Raw genomic sequence first — 13,871 nt, forward strand, 5'->3', positions numbered from 1 at the left:
CCTGACGGCTCGGTACGCCTAGAAGAGGGGTTCAGCCGGTGCGGAACAGGTCGGCCCGGGACTGCTCCCGGGGTTCGCGCTCGTCCCGGGACCACCACCAGGCGTAGCTGATCGCCCCGGGGCGGGGTGTGGTCAGCACGATCCGGGCCACCAGCGGTCCCTCGTACGCGGTGAACTGGCCGGGGGTGCGCTGGGTGAAGCGGACCATGCCGGGCAGTTCGAGGCTGGCGACGTGCAGTTCGAGTCGACCGCCGGCCCCGAGGACCAGCACGCTGTGCTCGACGTGCCGCAGCCCGTCGCTGTCGGTGGTCGCCTCGTAGTCCAGAATGGCGGCACGTCCGTCGAGGGCGGTCCCCACCACCATCCGCGCCACGAACGGCCCGCTCTCCGGGCCGTCGCCCCGGCCCCGGTACACCCCGGTCGCGGCGGTGAGGCGGTGCAGTACGTCGGTCTCGGCGGGCACGGCGACACCGTAGCGTCCGGGCGCCAGCCGCTCCGGCCGAGCTACTGCCGCGTTGACGGTACTGCGCATTGAATAGTAGTATCGCTGACGTGGACACGACCCAGTTGCTCAAAGGCGTGCTGGATCTCGCGGTCCTGGCCGTGCTGAAGGACGAGGACGGCTACGGCTACGACATCATGCGCCGGCTCCGCGCCGCCGGCCTCGAAGAGATCGGCGACGCCTCCGTCTACGGCACGCTGCGCCGGCTCTTCCAGGCCGGCCTGCTCACCACCTACGTCGTGCCCAGCGAGTCAGGCCCGCACCGCAAGTACTACGCGCTCAACCCGGCGGGCCGGGACCAGCTCCGCCGGTCCGGCAAGGTCTGGCGGTCCTTCGCCACCACCATGGACACGTTGCTCGACGACGAGGGGATCGCGGCATGACCGTCACCGAGCAGGAGATCGCCCGGTACGTCGGGCAGGTCCGCGAGGCGCTGGCCGACCTCCCGCCGCCGGTCCGCGACGAGCTGCTCGAAGACCTGCCCGAGCATCTGACCGAGGTGGCGGCCGAGGCGGAGGGGTCGCTCTACGAGCGGCTCGGCCCGCCCGAGGCGTACGCGATGGAGCTGCGCACCGCCGCCGGGGTCACCCCGCCGGCCGGCACCGTCAACCTCGACCAGCGGATCGGCGCGGCGGTCCGGAAGAGCCGGGAACGGATCCGCGCCGTCGACGGCCGGCTCGGCCCCGTCGTCGGCTACAGCCGGCTCAGCGACTTCCTCCGGCTGCTCCGCCCCGGCTGGTGGATCCTGCGCGGCTACCTCGCCGCGATGCTGATCACCGTACTGCTGACCGGCACCTCCTTCGGCCTGCTGCCCCGGCTCGGCGGCAGCGGGCTGGCCGCCCTGCTGCTGCTCGGCGCGACCGTCACCGGATCGATCTGGCTCGGCCGGCGTACCGAGCGGCTGGGCCCGCGCCCGAGGATGGTCCTCAACCTGGGCGCGGTACTGCTGGTCCTCTTCGGGCTGGCCGGCTTCCTCGAACTGGACAGCCGGGCCGGCGGTGGCGGCGGCCCGTTGCAGTACGAGCAGGTCTACACCGACCAGTACTCCGGGGTGCAGGACGTCTACGTCTACGACAGCGAGGGCCGGCTGCTGGAGGGGGTACGCCTCTTCGACCAGAACGGCGAGCCGATCCGGCTCGGCCACCCCTGGTGCGCCGAGGCGCGCGAGCAACTCCTGCCCGGTCCGGACTACACCGACCCGATGCGGCAGCCGTACCCGTACTGCCCGGAGGGTGCGCCGTTCCGGTTCGGACCGACCGCGACGCCGACCCCGGAGCCAACCCCGGAGCCGACCCCGGAGCCGACCGCACCGGCCGAGCCGACCGCCACCCCGAGCGGGGCGCAAACGCCGACTCCTACCCCGACCGGCTGACTCGCAAACCCGGCCCGGCCGGGCCGGCGACGACGTGGCGTACACCTGTGCAACAGGAGGTGTACGCCACGTCGCTGTTGGCTTCCGTCCCCTCGCCGGGCGTGGCAGGCTACCCGAACACCCGGCACGCAAGCCCCGGACCACCGGACTTTGGGTGGGTGAAACTGTGCGACCAGCCAACGATGACTGACCGACAGGAGGGCCACCGATGGGCGAGATGGTGAGTTACCGGAGTAACGGGGGGACCAGCGAGGGCTACCTGGCGCTGCCGGCCGGCGGCGCGACCGGTCCCGCCGTCATCGTGATCCAGGAGTGGTGGGGACTGGTGCCGCACATCACGTCGGTCGCCGACCGGTTCGCCGAGGCCGGCTTCGTGGCGCTCGCCCCCGACCTCTACCACGGCGCCTCCACCACCGAGCCCGACGAGGCCGGCAAGCTCCTGCTGGGTCTGGCGATGGACCAGGCCGCCCGGGACATCGCCGGTGCCGCCGACTACCTGGCGGAGCGGCCCGAGGTCACCGGCGACACGGTCGGCTGCGTCGGCTTCTGTGCCGGCGGCAGCCTCGCGCTCTGGTCGGCGACGCTCTCCGAGCGGATCGTCGCGACCGTCGGCTTCTACCCGGTGCTGCCCTGGGAGCGGATGCGGCCCGAGTGGTCCAACTACACCGGCAAGGCCGCGGTGATCCACTGCTCGGAGGAGGACGGCACCTCCGCCGCCGAGGGAGTCAAGGCGGCCCGGCAGGCGATCGAGGCGGCCGGTGGCGACTGCACCACCCACGACTACCCCGGCACCCGGCACGCGTTCTTCAACGACGACCGGCCGGAGGTCTTCGACCAGCGCGCGGCGTCCAGCGCCTGGGCCCGTACCCTGGAACTCTTCCGGTCCCGACTTGGCTGAACCGCACCGTCCCGCCGGCCCGGACCGGCGGTCGCGTACCCCGGCCGACGTGCTCGCCCGCGCCGCGCGCGCGGGCGACCTGGCCGGGTTGGACGACGCCGTCACCGACTGCTTCGCCTGCCCCCGGCTCGTCGCCTGGCGGGAGGAGGTCGCCGTCGTGCGCCGGGCCGCCTTCCGCGACCAGGAATACTGGGGCCGGCCCATCCCCGGCTTCGGCGTCCCCGACGCCCGGATCGCCATCCTCGGGCTGGCCCCGGCCGCGCACGGCGGCAACCGGACCGGGCGGATCTTCACCGGTGACCGCTCCGGCGACGTGCTCTTCGCCGCGCTGCACCGGGCCGGCCTGGCCAACCAGCCGACCAGCGTCGCCGCCGACGACGGCCTCGCCCTGCGACACACCCGGATCGCCGCCGCGGTCCGCTGCGCCCCGCCGGAGAACAAGCCCAGCCCGGCGGAGCGGGACACCTGCGCCCCCTGGCTGCACCGGGAGATCGAACTGATCAGACCCACCCTGCGCGTCGTGGTCACCCTCGGCGCGTTCGCCTGGGCGGCGTGGTGGCCGGTGCTCCGCCAGGTGTACGGGGTGCGACCGCCCACCCCGCGACCCGCGTTCGGGCATGGGGCACACTGGTCGCTAGACGAGGCCGTCCCGCAGGTGCTCGGCTGTTACCACGTCAGCCAGCAGAACACCTTTACCGGGCGACTCACACCGACAATGCTGGACGAGGTGTTCGCCCGGGCCCGGCACCTGGCCGGGCTCGACGAGGATCACTAGACGGCTCAGGGGGGCGGTGCGATGACCGACGGGCACTCCGGTCGTGCCCGCCCGGCACCGCACCCACCCCGGTCCAGCCTCACCGCCAGCCTGCTCCGGACGCTGTGGCCGCTGGCGGCGGTCGCCGGGCTGCTGGCGCTGGCCGCGCTCGCCGCCGCGCACTCGTCGATCGGATTCACCCGGGTCGAGCCGCCGGCCGACATCGTGCCGACGATCGAGCAGCCGACCCAGCCCACCGGGCTGGAGCAGCCGACCAACACACCCGGGCCCGGCCAGCCCGGCGACTTCATCCCGCACTGGGTTTCCTACCTCGGCGCCGTGCTCTGCGGTGCCGTGGTGGTGGCGGTACTCGGCGCGCTGGTCTGGGCGCTGGCCCGGGACCTGCTGCGCCGCCGCCGGGGACTGGCCCGGCCCGGCGCCCGGAAGCTCCGCTCCGCGCGGGAGACCGCGGAGGAGGTGGTCGCCGCGCTCGACGCCGGCCTGGTCGACCTCTCCGACAGCGACGCCGACCCGCGCCGGGCGGTGATCGCCTGCTGGGTACGCCTGGAGCAGGCCGCCGCCGCGGCCGGGGTCGAACGCCGGCCCGGCGACACCCCGACCGACCTGGTGACCCGGCTGCTCGGCGCCGGCCGGCCGGTCAGCGCCGACGTGCTGGCCGCGTTCGCCGACGTCTACCGCGAGGCCCGGTACGCCACGCACACCGTCGACGAGCGGATGCGCGCCCAGGCCCTGGCCGCACTGCGCCGGCTGCGTACCGAACTCACCGCGCCGGTCGACCGGCTGGGCGGGGACGGTGGGCGGGCGACGGCCGGAGGCGGGCAGCGGTGAGCGGCTCCAGCACCAGCATCTTCGACCTGCTCCAGGACGAGGAGGAGCAGCAGCCCACGGCGACCCGTCGGCGTGCCGGCGTGACCGGCTGGCTGCGGCTCGTACTGGCGGCGGCCGGTCTCGCCGCGGCGGTCGTACTCGGGCTGCGCATGGTCGGGGTCGGCGTCTCCGCCGTCGCGGTCTTCGCCGGCTTCCTCGCCCTGCTGCTGCTGCGCCGGCTCACCCGGGCCCTCGCCCCGCCGCCGCCCCCGGTACAGGTCCGGCTGCGCCGCCCCGCCGAGGGCGGCGAGGAGGACGGCAGCTACGACTGGACCGTCCGGGACGCCCTGGGCAGCTCGGTCAACCGCTGGGAGACCAAGCTCACCTGGTCGCAGGGGGAGCCGGAGCGGTTCTCCCGGGCGGTGCTGCCGGTGCTCGCCGAACTCGTCGACGAGCTGCTCCGGCAGCGGCACGGCGTCACCCGGGCCACCGACCCCGAACGGGCCCGGGCGCTGCTCGGCGAGCCACTGTGGAACTTCATCGACACGCCTCCCAAGCGCACCCCGGCGCCGCGCGACCTCGCGGCGATCGTCGCCCAATTGGAGAAGCTATGAAAGAAGCGGACCAGGTCAGCACCTTCGACGTGGGTCGGCTGGCGCAGGCCGTGCTGGACCAGGTCGGCACGGTGGTGGTGGGCAAGCGGGACGCCCTGGAGCTGGTGCTGGCCGGGATCCTGGCCGGCGGACACGTGCTGCTGGAGGATCTGCCGGGGCTCGGCAAGACGCTGACCGCCCGCTCCTTCGCCCAGGCGCTCGGGCTCGACTTCCGGCGGTTGCAGTTCACCCCCGACCTGCTCCCCGCCGACGTCACCGGGTCGTTCCTCTACGACCAGCGGACCGCCGACTTCAGCTTCCGGGCCGGACCGGTCTTCACCAACCTGCTGCTCGCGGACGAGATCAACCGTACGCCGCCGAAGACCCAGGCGGCGCTGCTGGAGGCGATGCAGGAGAAGCAGGTCTCGGTCGAGGGCGTCACCTACCGGCTGGACCCGCCGTTCCACGTGATCGCCACCGCCAACCCGATCGAGTACGAGGGCACCTATCCGCTGCCCGAGGCGCAACTCGACCGGTTCCTGCTCCGGGTCTCGTTCGGCTATCCGGGCCCGGAGGAGGAGTGGGACGTGCTCCGCCGCCGGATGGCCCGCCGCCAGGAGGAGGCGGAGCTGAAGCCGGTGGTCGACGCCGGGGTGCTCCGGGCGATGCAGGCGGCCCTGGAGAACGTGGTGGTGGAGGACTCGATCGGCCGCTACATCGTGTCGCTGACCGCCGCCACCCGGGAGCACGCTTCCGTGCTCGTCGGCGCCTCGCCGCGCGGCTCGCTCGCGCTGCTGCTGCTGGCCCGGGCGATCGCCGCGTTCGCCGGCCGCGACTACGTGATCCCCGAGGACGTCAAGGCGGTGGCGGTGCCGGTGCTCGCACACCGGATCACGCTGCGGCCGGAGATGTGGCTGCGCCGGGTCGACCCGTCTTTCGTGGTCAACGAGGTACTGGAGACCACACCCGCGCCGGCCAGCGGCGCGCTGCCCAGCTACGCCGGGCCGGCCGGGGCACGCGCGACGTGAGTTCCACCGGACCGACCCTGCGACCCGCCGTACCCGGGCAGCGGGCGGCCGCCCCTGCCCTGGCGGCGTCGTCCGGGGGCGCCCCCGTGCCGGACTGGGTCTCCACCCGGGCACTCGGCCGGGCGGTACTGCTCACCGGGCTCTTCCTGGTCGCCGGTGCGCTGCTCGGCCGGATCGACCTGGTGGTGCTGGCCGCCCCGTTCGCGCTCGGCACCGCGTACGCGCTGCGCCGCCGCCCGGTGCGGCCACCGGAGATCGGGATCGGGGCCGAGGACACCAACCTGGTCGAGGGGGGCGAACTGGTCGGCGGGATCAGCGTCGGCAACCTCGACGAGGTCGGCTACGACCTGGTGCTGGTCCGTACCGTGGTCTCCTCCTGGCTGCGGATCGACGAGGTCCGGTTCGCGCCCGGCGGTGCCGGCGCGGAGGGCTCCGTACCGGCGGACGGCGCCGTGGCCCGGTCCGGCCGCCGGGACGCCACCGACCGCCCCTACGGCTTCACCGTGCCGGCCGGCACCGTCGCCGACCTGGAGTTGCGCGGCGGGACGCTGCGTTGGGGCCGGCACTCGCTCGGGCCGGCCGCGGTGCGGGCGATCGCCTGCGACGGGCTGCTGGCCAGCCAGACGGTGCGCAGCGAGGCCCGCGCGGTGCCGGTCTATCCGGTGACCGAGCCCTTCGACGCGGACGAGGCGATGCCCCGGGCCGCCGGCCTGGTCGGCGGGCACCGGTCGCGGCGCCCGGGCGAGGGCGGCGAGCTGGCCGGGGTACGCATCTTCGGACCGGGTGACCGGCTGCGCCGGATCGACTGGCGGGTCTCGCTGCGGGCCCGCCAACTGCACGTGGCGGCGATGCTCTCCGACCGGGACGCCGAGGTGGTGCTGCTGCTGGACGTGCTGGCCGAGGCGGGCCGGTCCGGCGGGATCCGGGGCAGCGCCTCGGTGCTGGACACCTGCGTCCGGGCCGCCGCCGCCATCGCCGAGCACTACCTGCACCGGGGCGACCGGGTCTCGCTGCTGGAGTACGGCCCGTCGGCCCGCAGGCTCCGCCCGGCGACCGGGCGGCGGCAGTACCTGACCCTGCTGGAGTGGCTGCTCGACGTCCGGGTCGAACAGTCCCCGCACGAGCCGTACGACCAGGTCTTCGGCCCGCAACTGCTCTCCTCCAACGCCCTGGTCGTGGTACTCACCCCGCTGGTCGACCCCCGGTCGGCGGCGATGCTGGCCCGGCTGGCCCGCTCGGGCCGGTTCGTGGTGGCGGTGGACACGCTGCCGCCGTCGGCCACGCCGCCGAAGCGGGGGCAGTGGACCGAGGTGGCGCACCGGCTCTGGCGGCTGGACCGGGACATCACGATCGGGCAGCTCCGCGAACACGGGGTGCCGGTGGTCACCTGGGCCGGGGCCGGCAGCCTCGACCTGGTGCTCCGGGACGTCGCCCGGCTCGCCTCCGCACCCCGGCCGGCGCTGCGGTGAGCGCCGTCGTGTCGAACGGAGCGCCGCCATGGTGACCCGGATCCGCGAGTTCTACGCCGCGATCGGCCGGATCACCCTGGTGCCGCTGCTGGTCCGGGTCGGTGTCTTCGGCTGCGCGCTGGTCGCGCTGCTGCTGGCGTACCCGGAAAGGCCGTCGGACCCGCGCCTGCTCGGCCTGCTGGTGGTGGCGGCGCTGGCGCCCGCGGTGGCGCCCCGGCGCAACTGGCCCACCATGGTGCTGCTGGCCGCGGTCGGTGCCTGGGTGGCGGCGACCGGCTGGTACGACCAGCAGGTGGAGCTCTGGCGGCTGCTCGCCCTGGCCACCTTCCTCTACCTGACCCACACCCTCGCGGCGCTCGCCGCCCTGCTCTCGTACGACGCGGTGGTCGCCCCCGAGGTGCTGGCCCGGTGGGTGGCCCGGGCGCTGGGGGTGGCGCTCGCCTCGGCGGTGATCTCGATGCCGCTGCTGGCGATGGACGGCCGGTTCGGCGACCGGAGTTTCGTCGTCGCGCTGCTCGGCGGGCTGGTCCTGGCGGTCTGCGCCGCCGCGCTGCTCGGCTGGCTGTTCCGGCGCAGGTGACGGCCGGTCTGCACCGGTCCGCCGGCCCGGCGGAACAAGATCGGCGCAAACCGGGGTAACGGGGGTCACTTGGCGTCGTCAATCACAGAAGGGGCATCTGGCCAGCATCTGGCGCCGGGTGGGGGAAAGATGGAGGGGTGAAACCGCAGCGGATCCTTGTGGTAGGTGCCGGTCACGTCGGCCTGTACGCGGCCCTGCGCCTGTCGAAGAAGCTCCGGTCGTGGGAGGCCGAGGTCATCGTCGTCGACCCTCAGCCCCACATGACGTACCAACCCTTCCTCCCCGAGGCGGCGGCCGGCAACATCTCCCCCCGGCACTCCGTGGTGCCGCTCCGGCGCGAACTGCGCCGCTGCACCGTGGTCTCCGGCACGGTCACCCGGATCGAGCACGACCGGAAGACCGCCGTGGTGCAGCCGATCATCGGCCCGGCCCGGGAGATCGAGTACGACCACGTCGTGGTGGCGCCCGGCTCGGTCTCCCGTACCCTGCCGATCCCCGGGCTGGCCGAGCACGGCATCGGGTTCAAGACCATCGGTGAGGCCATCTACCTGCGCAACCACGTGCTGGACCGGTTGGACGTGGCCGCCGCCACCACCGACCCGGACGTCCGGCGCTGCGCGTTGACCTTCGTCTTCGTCGGCGGCGGCTACGCCGGCATCGAGGCGCTGGCCGAGATGGAGGACATGGCCCGGGACGCGCTGAAGTACTACCCGGAGCTGAAGCCCGACGACATGCGCTGGGTACTCGTCGAGGCGACCCTGCGGGTGCTGCCCGAGGTCGACCGGGACATGGGCGCGTACACGGTCGCGCAGTTGCTGAAGCGGAAGATGGACATCCGGCTGGAGACCCGGCTGGAGTCCTGTGTGGACGGCCTGGTCCGGCTCTCCGACGGGGACAGCTTCCGGGCCGACACGATCGTCTGGACGGCCGGGGTGAAGCCTTCGCCGATGCTGGCCCAGACCGACCTGCCTCGGGACGACCGGGGCCGGGTCACCTGCCTGCCGACCCTCCAGGTGGTCGACGGCGACCGGGTCGTCGACGGGGCGTGGAGCGCCGGTGACTGCGCGGCGGTGCCGGACCTGACCGGCCCGCCCGGGGCGTACTGCTCGCCGAGTGCCCAGCACGCGGTGCGGCAGGCGGCCCGGATGGCCGACAACATCCGGGCGGTGATCCGGGGGCGGCAGCCGGTCGAATACAAGCACAAGCACGCCGGCAGCGTGGCCAGCCTCGGCCTGCACAAGGGCGTCGCCCAGGTCTACGGGATCAAGCTCAAGGGGCTGCCGGCCTGGTTCATGCACCGGACGTACCACATGAGCCGGATCCCGTCGCTGAACCGCAAGGTACGGGTGATCGTCGACTGGACCCTCGCCTTCGTCCTCCGCCGCGAGGTGGTCGCGCTGGGCCAGTTGCACGACCCCCGGGAGGAGTTCGTCGAGGCGAGCACGGCGGCGGGCAGCCGTCCGGGCGACCGCCGCCCGGTCTGACCCGAGCCCGGCGCCCGGTCCGTCTGCACGGCCGGGCGCCGGAACTGCTCGGTCCGTCGGCCGCTCGGTTCGTCTGCTGCTCGGTCCGTCGGCCGCTCAGACCCGCCAGGTCCAGGCGTCGGCGACTCGGGTGCCGGGGCCGAGCAGCGCCTCCAGGGTGCCGCGCAGGCTGGCCGCGTTCGGGGCGTCGTCGGTGACCGCGACGCAGGAGGCGCCCCAGAACTCGATGTCCCGCCGGGCCTGGTCGCGCTGCTCCTGGCCGATCACCGGTACGCCGCCGTTCTTGGCCACGTCGGTGAGCAGTTGCGAGGTCGGCTGCTTGTAGGTGCCCATCGAGGCCTGGCCGCCGGCCGCGTACGGGCCGATGAAGAAGCCCTCCGGCAGCGCGAACGAGGCGTCGGCGGCGGCGGCCCAGCGCATCGGCCAGGGCTCCTGCGGGGTCGGCAGCGGCACCGGCACCAGTACGCCGTTCGGCTCGACACAGTCCCGCCAGTGCCCGTCGGCGATGAACTGCGGCAGCGGCGGCCGGGCGGCGGTCGGGATCTGGGCCGGGAAGATCGGCAGCAGCGCGATGACCGCGGCCAGCGGCACCATGATCCGTACCGGCCGCTCCGGTGCGGCCAGTCCCCGGTCGACGGCGAGCACCAGCACCGTGGCGATCAGCGGCAGCAGCGCCAGGGCGAACCGCATCGGCAGCGCGCCGTCCACCACGGGGAGCCCGAGGAGCAGTGAGTACGGTCCGGTGATCCCGGTCTGCTCCTTGTTCACCACGATCGTCGGCCCGAGCGAGAGCGCCGCCATCACGACGCCGGAGGCGACGCAGGCGATCACCACCGGTTTCCGGATCAGCCAGCCGGCGCCGAGGACGGCGGCGAGCAGGAGCGGCCAGCCGAGGAAGGTGTTGTACTCGGCCGGCCCGGTGGTCAACCGGGCGGCCTCGGGCGAGCCGGCGATCGACATCGGCGAGATCGCCGACCAGCTCGCCAGGTCGGCGTAGAAGTAGTGCGGGCTGAACATGCCGTTCGGCACGCTCTGCTCCCCGGCGAACTGGAACCAGAGCGGGTACGCCAGCACCGGCACGGCGAGCGCGACCGCCAGCACCATCCCGGCGAGGAAACCGGGCATCACCCGCCGGGCCAGCGACCAGTTCGCGGCGGCGTACGCCAGGGTGAAGACGACCAGGGCGACGGCGGCCAGGAAGAGCGTCTCCTCGCCGACGAAGACCTGCACCGTCACTCCGGCGGCGAGCCCGACCGCCGAGGTGACGATCCGGCGCCGGTCGATCCCGGGCCGGTCCGGCCGGGCCTGCGGGTCGGCGGCCCGGACCATCCGGACGACCAGCCAGATCAGCACCGGCACCAGCCACTGCGCGGTCATGTGCAGGTGGCTGTTGGACTGGGAGATGATCCCGGGACCGAAGCCGCAGAGCCCGGCGCCGAGCGCGGCGGCGAGCCGCCGTGCGCCGAGCAGCCGGGTGAAGAGCAGATACCAGGCGATCGCGGTACCGGCCAGGTTGCCGGCGGCGAGCAGCGCGAAGGTGACCGGTGCACCGAAGGCCAGCGTGACCGGCGCGAAGAGGAAGCCGAGGGCGATGACCGTGGTGTTGGCCATCAGGTTCACCCCGTCCGGGGCGTTGAGCCGGTCGCTCAACAGCGAGAAGTCGCCGTGCAGCACCCGGGAGTCGACGGCCAGGAACCACTCGTAGAGGGCCTGGTCCTCCGGGTTGAGCGCCAGCACCCGGGCGCCGGGATCCGGCCAGAGCCCGGCGGTGAGCCAGCCGGCGAGGACGACGAAGAACAGGCACGTCGCCAGGTCGGGCCAGTGCCGGTGCAGTGCGCCCGGCCAGCGCCCCCGGAAGGACCTGGTCGGGCCGGAGACGGTCTCTGTCGTGGCCGGGCCGGAGTCGGCGTCCTGCGCCGCGCGGGCAGTGCTGGTCACGACAGTGACCCTAGTGCCGATCCGAGAACGGGGTGCGCCCGGTGGGGCTCCACCCGCTACCGTGGCAGGCACCAGGACCGAGGAAATTCGGTACCTGCCCGGGTGGTGGAAAGGCAGACACGGCCGCCTTAAAAGCGGCTGCCGCAAGGCGTGCGGGTTCGACCCCCGCCCCGGGCACTATCCGTGCTGCCGGCCGGCCGAACCCCTCCGCCGGGTGGCCGAGTGACGTGGATCTCCACAACCTCGCCGGGGAGCATTACCCTGGATAGGGCACGGGCATTGTGCACCGACCTTTTCAGGAGGCTTGACAAAGTGAAGACGTCCAATCCGGTGCTGGCCCGACTCGGCCAGGCGGCCGAGCGGGAGCGGGCCGCGGGTTACGCCCCGGCCGGCGCATACGGACAGCCCGGCTACGGGCAGCCCTACCCGACGGACGCGGGCTACCCCGCCGCGCCGCCCACCGTGGCGCCGATGTCCATCGACGACGTCGTCGTCAAGACGGTCACCCTGCTCGGCATCACCGGGCTCTCCGCCGCGCTCGCCTGGGTCCTGGTGCCGGACAGCGCGATCGGTGCGGCCTGGATCGGCGCCGCAGTGGTCGGGCTGGTGCTCGGCCTGGTGATCTCGTTCATGCGGATCGCCAACCCGGCACTGGTGATCACCTACGCCGTCGTCGAGGGCGTCTTCGTCGGCATGGTCAGCAAGTTCTTCGAGGTCATCGCCGGATACCAGGGCATCGTCCTCCAGGCGGTGATCGCCACCTTCGGTGTCTTCTTCCTGATGGCCGGGCTCTACAAGGCCAAGGCCATCCGGGCGACGCCGAAGTTCATCCGCGGCGTGATCGCGGCGACCGTCGGCATCTTCGCGGTCATCCTGATCAACTTCGTGCTGGCGCTCTTCGGCGTCGACACCGGACTGCGCGACGGTGGCCCGATCGCCATCGGGTTCAGCCTGATCTGCATCGTGATCGCCTCGCTCAGCTTCATCCTCAGCTTCCACGAGGTGGAGGAGGGCGTGCGGATGGGGCTGCCGCGCCGCTACTCCTGGACCGCCGCCTTCGGCATCCTGGTCAGCCTGGTCTGGCTCTACATCGAAATCCTGCGGTTGCTCAGCTACTTCCAGGGCGACGACTGAGCGGAGTCGACTCCCTGATCTGATCCCGGCGGCCGGTCGACGGCCCGCCAGGCCCTACCGACGCCCGTCCCCGCTTCCCGGGGGCGGGCGTCGCGCTGGTGTGGGGGATGGATCAGGGTACTGCCGGAGTTGTCTAGTTTATTGTCGTTAGACGTGAGAAGTTCCAACCCGGTGCTGACCCGGCTGGACGACACCGCCCGGGTGGAACACCGCGTCCTCGGCGCCGGGGCCGCCCGGCCGATGACCGTCGACGACGTGGTGGTGCGTACCGTCGGCCTGCTGCTGCTGACCGGTGCCACCGGCGCGGTCGCCTGGACGTACGTCACCGACGGCTGGGCCGCGCCGGCCGCGCTCGGCTCCGCGCTGGCCGGGCTGGTCCTGGCCCTGGTGATCTCGTTTCGGCGGGTCACCAACCCGATCCTGGTCGGCGGGTACGCGGTGCTCCAGGGCGTACTGCTCGGCGTCGCCAGCCGGGGCTTCGAGGCGGTCTACCCCGGCATCGTGGTGCAGGCCGTCGTCGGCACCTTCGGAGTCTTCGTCGGGATGGCGGTGCTCTACGGGCTGCGGGTGCTCCGCGCCACGCCCCGGTTCGCCCGGCTGGTGGTCGGGGCGCTGATCGGGGTGGTGGTGCTGAGCCTGGTCAACCTCGCCGTCTACCTGATCTCCGGCCGGGAGGCCCTGGTCGTCTACAGCACCGGCAGCAAGGTCGGCTGGTTGCCGTACGTCTTCGCGCTGGTCGCCATCACGGTCGGCGCGCTCACCTTCGTGCTCGACTTCGACCTGGTGGAGCGGGGGGTACGGGACGGGCTGCCGGCCCGGTACGCCTGGTTCTGCGCGTTCGGACTCCTGGTCGGCCTGGTCTTCCTCTACTGGCAGATCCTCCGTCTGCTCAGCTACGTACGGCGCTGAGCCCGAGCGACCGTAGACTCCCCGCGATGGACGCGCCCGAACCCACCCGCCCGGCCGAGCCGCTGCTCCGTCAGCTCGATCTGCTGGTCCGTCAGGTGGGGCACTGGACCCCGCCGCGCTGGGCCGCGTCGGGCCCGTCCGGTGGGCCGGCCCGGGCCGACCTGGTGCACCGGCTGGTCCAGCTCCTGGCCGATCTGGGCGCGGACGCGGCCGGGGAGCCGCGCCGGCCGGTACCCCGGTTGGAGAACGACCTGGCCCTGCCCGACCAGCTCCGGGTGGTGGTGGCCGACCTGGTCGCCGCCGGACCGCCGCCGCCGGTGCTGGCCGGCGCGGCCGACGAGGTGGCGGCCGTCCGACAGGCGCTCTGAGCACCACCACCACC

Annotated in this window: 15 protein-coding genes and 1 tRNA gene; 14 read left to right on the plus strand and 2 right to left on the minus strand. The window is 73.3% G+C overall.

The window, feature by feature from the left end; translation table 11 throughout:
* Positions 1 to 31: 31 nt before the first annotated feature.
* Positions 32 to 532, minus strand: coding sequence for a hypothetical protein (locus tag C6361_RS20085; RefSeq protein ID WP_107268649.1), 501 nt, complete (start codon positions 530 to 532; stop codon positions 32 to 34).
* Between the two features lie 20 nt (positions 533 to 552).
* On the opposite strand from C6361_RS20085, the gene C6361_RS20090 reads away from it, so the two are divergent.
* The 10 genes from C6361_RS20090 to C6361_RS20135 all read left to right on the plus strand — a co-directional run bounded on the left by C6361_RS20090 (position 553) and on the right by C6361_RS20135 (position 9,508).
* Positions 553 to 885: a PadR family transcriptional regulator gene (locus C6361_RS20090; RefSeq protein WP_107260618.1), complete on the plus strand. Its 333-nt coding sequence runs from the start codon at positions 553 to 555 to the stop codon at positions 883 to 885.
* Positions 882 to 1,874 carry a hypothetical protein gene (locus tag C6361_RS20095; protein ID WP_107268650.1) on the plus strand — a complete coding sequence of 331 codons (993 nt, stop codon included), beginning with the start codon at positions 882 to 884 and terminating at the stop codon, positions 1,872 to 1,874. The genes C6361_RS20090 and C6361_RS20095 overlap by 4 nt, the downstream gene beginning before the upstream one ends.
* A 208-nt stretch (positions 1,875 to 2,082) precedes the next feature.
* Positions 2,083 to 2,772: a dienelactone hydrolase family protein gene (locus C6361_RS20100; RefSeq protein ID WP_107260614.1), complete on the plus strand. Its 690-nt coding sequence runs from the start codon at positions 2,083 to 2,085 to the stop codon at positions 2,770 to 2,772.
* Between the two features lie 49 nt (positions 2,773 to 2,821).
* Entirely contained in the window at positions 2,822 to 3,547 is a 726-nt protein-coding gene (locus tag C6361_RS20105) for a uracil-DNA glycosylase (protein ID WP_107264226.1), read from the plus strand.
* 21 nt (positions 3,548 to 3,568) lie between these two features.
* The gene (locus C6361_RS20110; RefSeq protein WP_107268651.1) at positions 3,569 to 4,375 is read left to right on the plus strand and encodes a DUF4129 domain-containing protein; all 807 of its coding nucleotides are present in this window, start codon (positions 3,569 to 3,571) and stop codon (positions 4,373 to 4,375) included.
* Complete coding sequence (locus C6361_RS20115) at positions 4,372 to 4,968, plus strand: hypothetical protein (RefSeq protein WP_107260610.1); 597 nt, start codon at positions 4,372 to 4,374, stop codon at positions 4,966 to 4,968. The genes C6361_RS20110 and C6361_RS20115 overlap by 4 nt, the downstream gene beginning before the upstream one ends.
* Entirely contained in the window at positions 4,965 to 5,975 is a 1,011-nt protein-coding gene (locus tag C6361_RS20120) for a MoxR family ATPase (RefSeq protein ID WP_107268652.1), read from the plus strand. Before C6361_RS20115 ends, C6361_RS20120 begins: the two co-directional genes overlap by 4 nt.
* Before the next feature lie 59 nt (positions 5,976 to 6,034).
* Positions 6,035 to 7,444: a DUF58 domain-containing protein gene (locus C6361_RS20125; protein WP_107264225.1), complete on the plus strand. Its 1,410-nt coding sequence runs from the start codon at positions 6,035 to 6,037 to the stop codon at positions 7,442 to 7,444.
* 28 nt (positions 7,445 to 7,472) lie between these two features.
* Positions 7,473 to 8,024: a hypothetical protein gene (locus tag C6361_RS20130; protein ID WP_107268653.1), complete on the plus strand. Its 552-nt coding sequence runs from the start codon at positions 7,473 to 7,475 to the stop codon at positions 8,022 to 8,024.
* Between the two features lie 137 nt (positions 8,025 to 8,161).
* Complete coding sequence (locus tag C6361_RS20135) at positions 8,162 to 9,508, plus strand: NAD(P)/FAD-dependent oxidoreductase (RefSeq protein ID WP_107268654.1); 1,347 nt, start codon at positions 8,162 to 8,164, stop codon at positions 9,506 to 9,508.
* A gap of 96 nt (positions 9,509 to 9,604) precedes the next feature.
* Here the strand turns inward: C6361_RS20135 and C6361_RS20140 are convergent, their stop codons facing one another.
* The gene (locus C6361_RS20140) at positions 9,605 to 11,446 is read right to left on the minus strand and encodes a hypothetical protein (protein WP_234358908.1); all 1,842 of its coding nucleotides are present in this window, start codon (positions 11,444 to 11,446) and stop codon (positions 9,605 to 9,607) included.
* Positions 11,447 to 11,542: 96 nt separating this feature from the next.
* Between C6361_RS20140 and C6361_RS20145 the strand changes: the two genes are divergently transcribed.
* From C6361_RS20145 to C6361_RS20160, 4 genes are all read left to right on the plus strand, one after another.
* Positions 11,543 to 11,623: transfer RNA gene (locus C6361_RS20145), tRNA-Leu, on the plus strand.
* Positions 11,624 to 11,758: 135 nt separating this feature from the next.
* Positions 11,759 to 12,580, plus strand: coding sequence for a Bax inhibitor-1/YccA family protein (locus tag C6361_RS20150; RefSeq protein WP_107268655.1), 822 nt, complete (start codon positions 11,759 to 11,761; stop codon positions 12,578 to 12,580).
* Positions 12,581 to 12,733: 153 nt separating this feature from the next.
* Positions 12,734 to 13,489: a Bax inhibitor-1/YccA family protein gene (locus C6361_RS20155; protein ID WP_107260601.1), complete on the plus strand. Its 756-nt coding sequence runs from the start codon at positions 12,734 to 12,736 to the stop codon at positions 13,487 to 13,489.
* A 26-nt stretch (positions 13,490 to 13,515) separates the two neighbouring features.
* Positions 13,516 to 13,857, plus strand: coding sequence for a hypothetical protein (locus C6361_RS20160; RefSeq protein ID WP_107268656.1), 342 nt, complete (start codon positions 13,516 to 13,518; stop codon positions 13,855 to 13,857).
* The last annotated feature ends 14 nt before the right edge of the window (positions 13,858 to 13,871 follow it).

The sequence above is a fragment of the Plantactinospora sp. BC1 genome (assembly GCF_003030345.1).
In the GTDB taxonomy this organism is placed as follows: domain Bacteria; phylum Actinomycetota; class Actinomycetes; order Mycobacteriales; family Micromonosporaceae; genus Plantactinospora.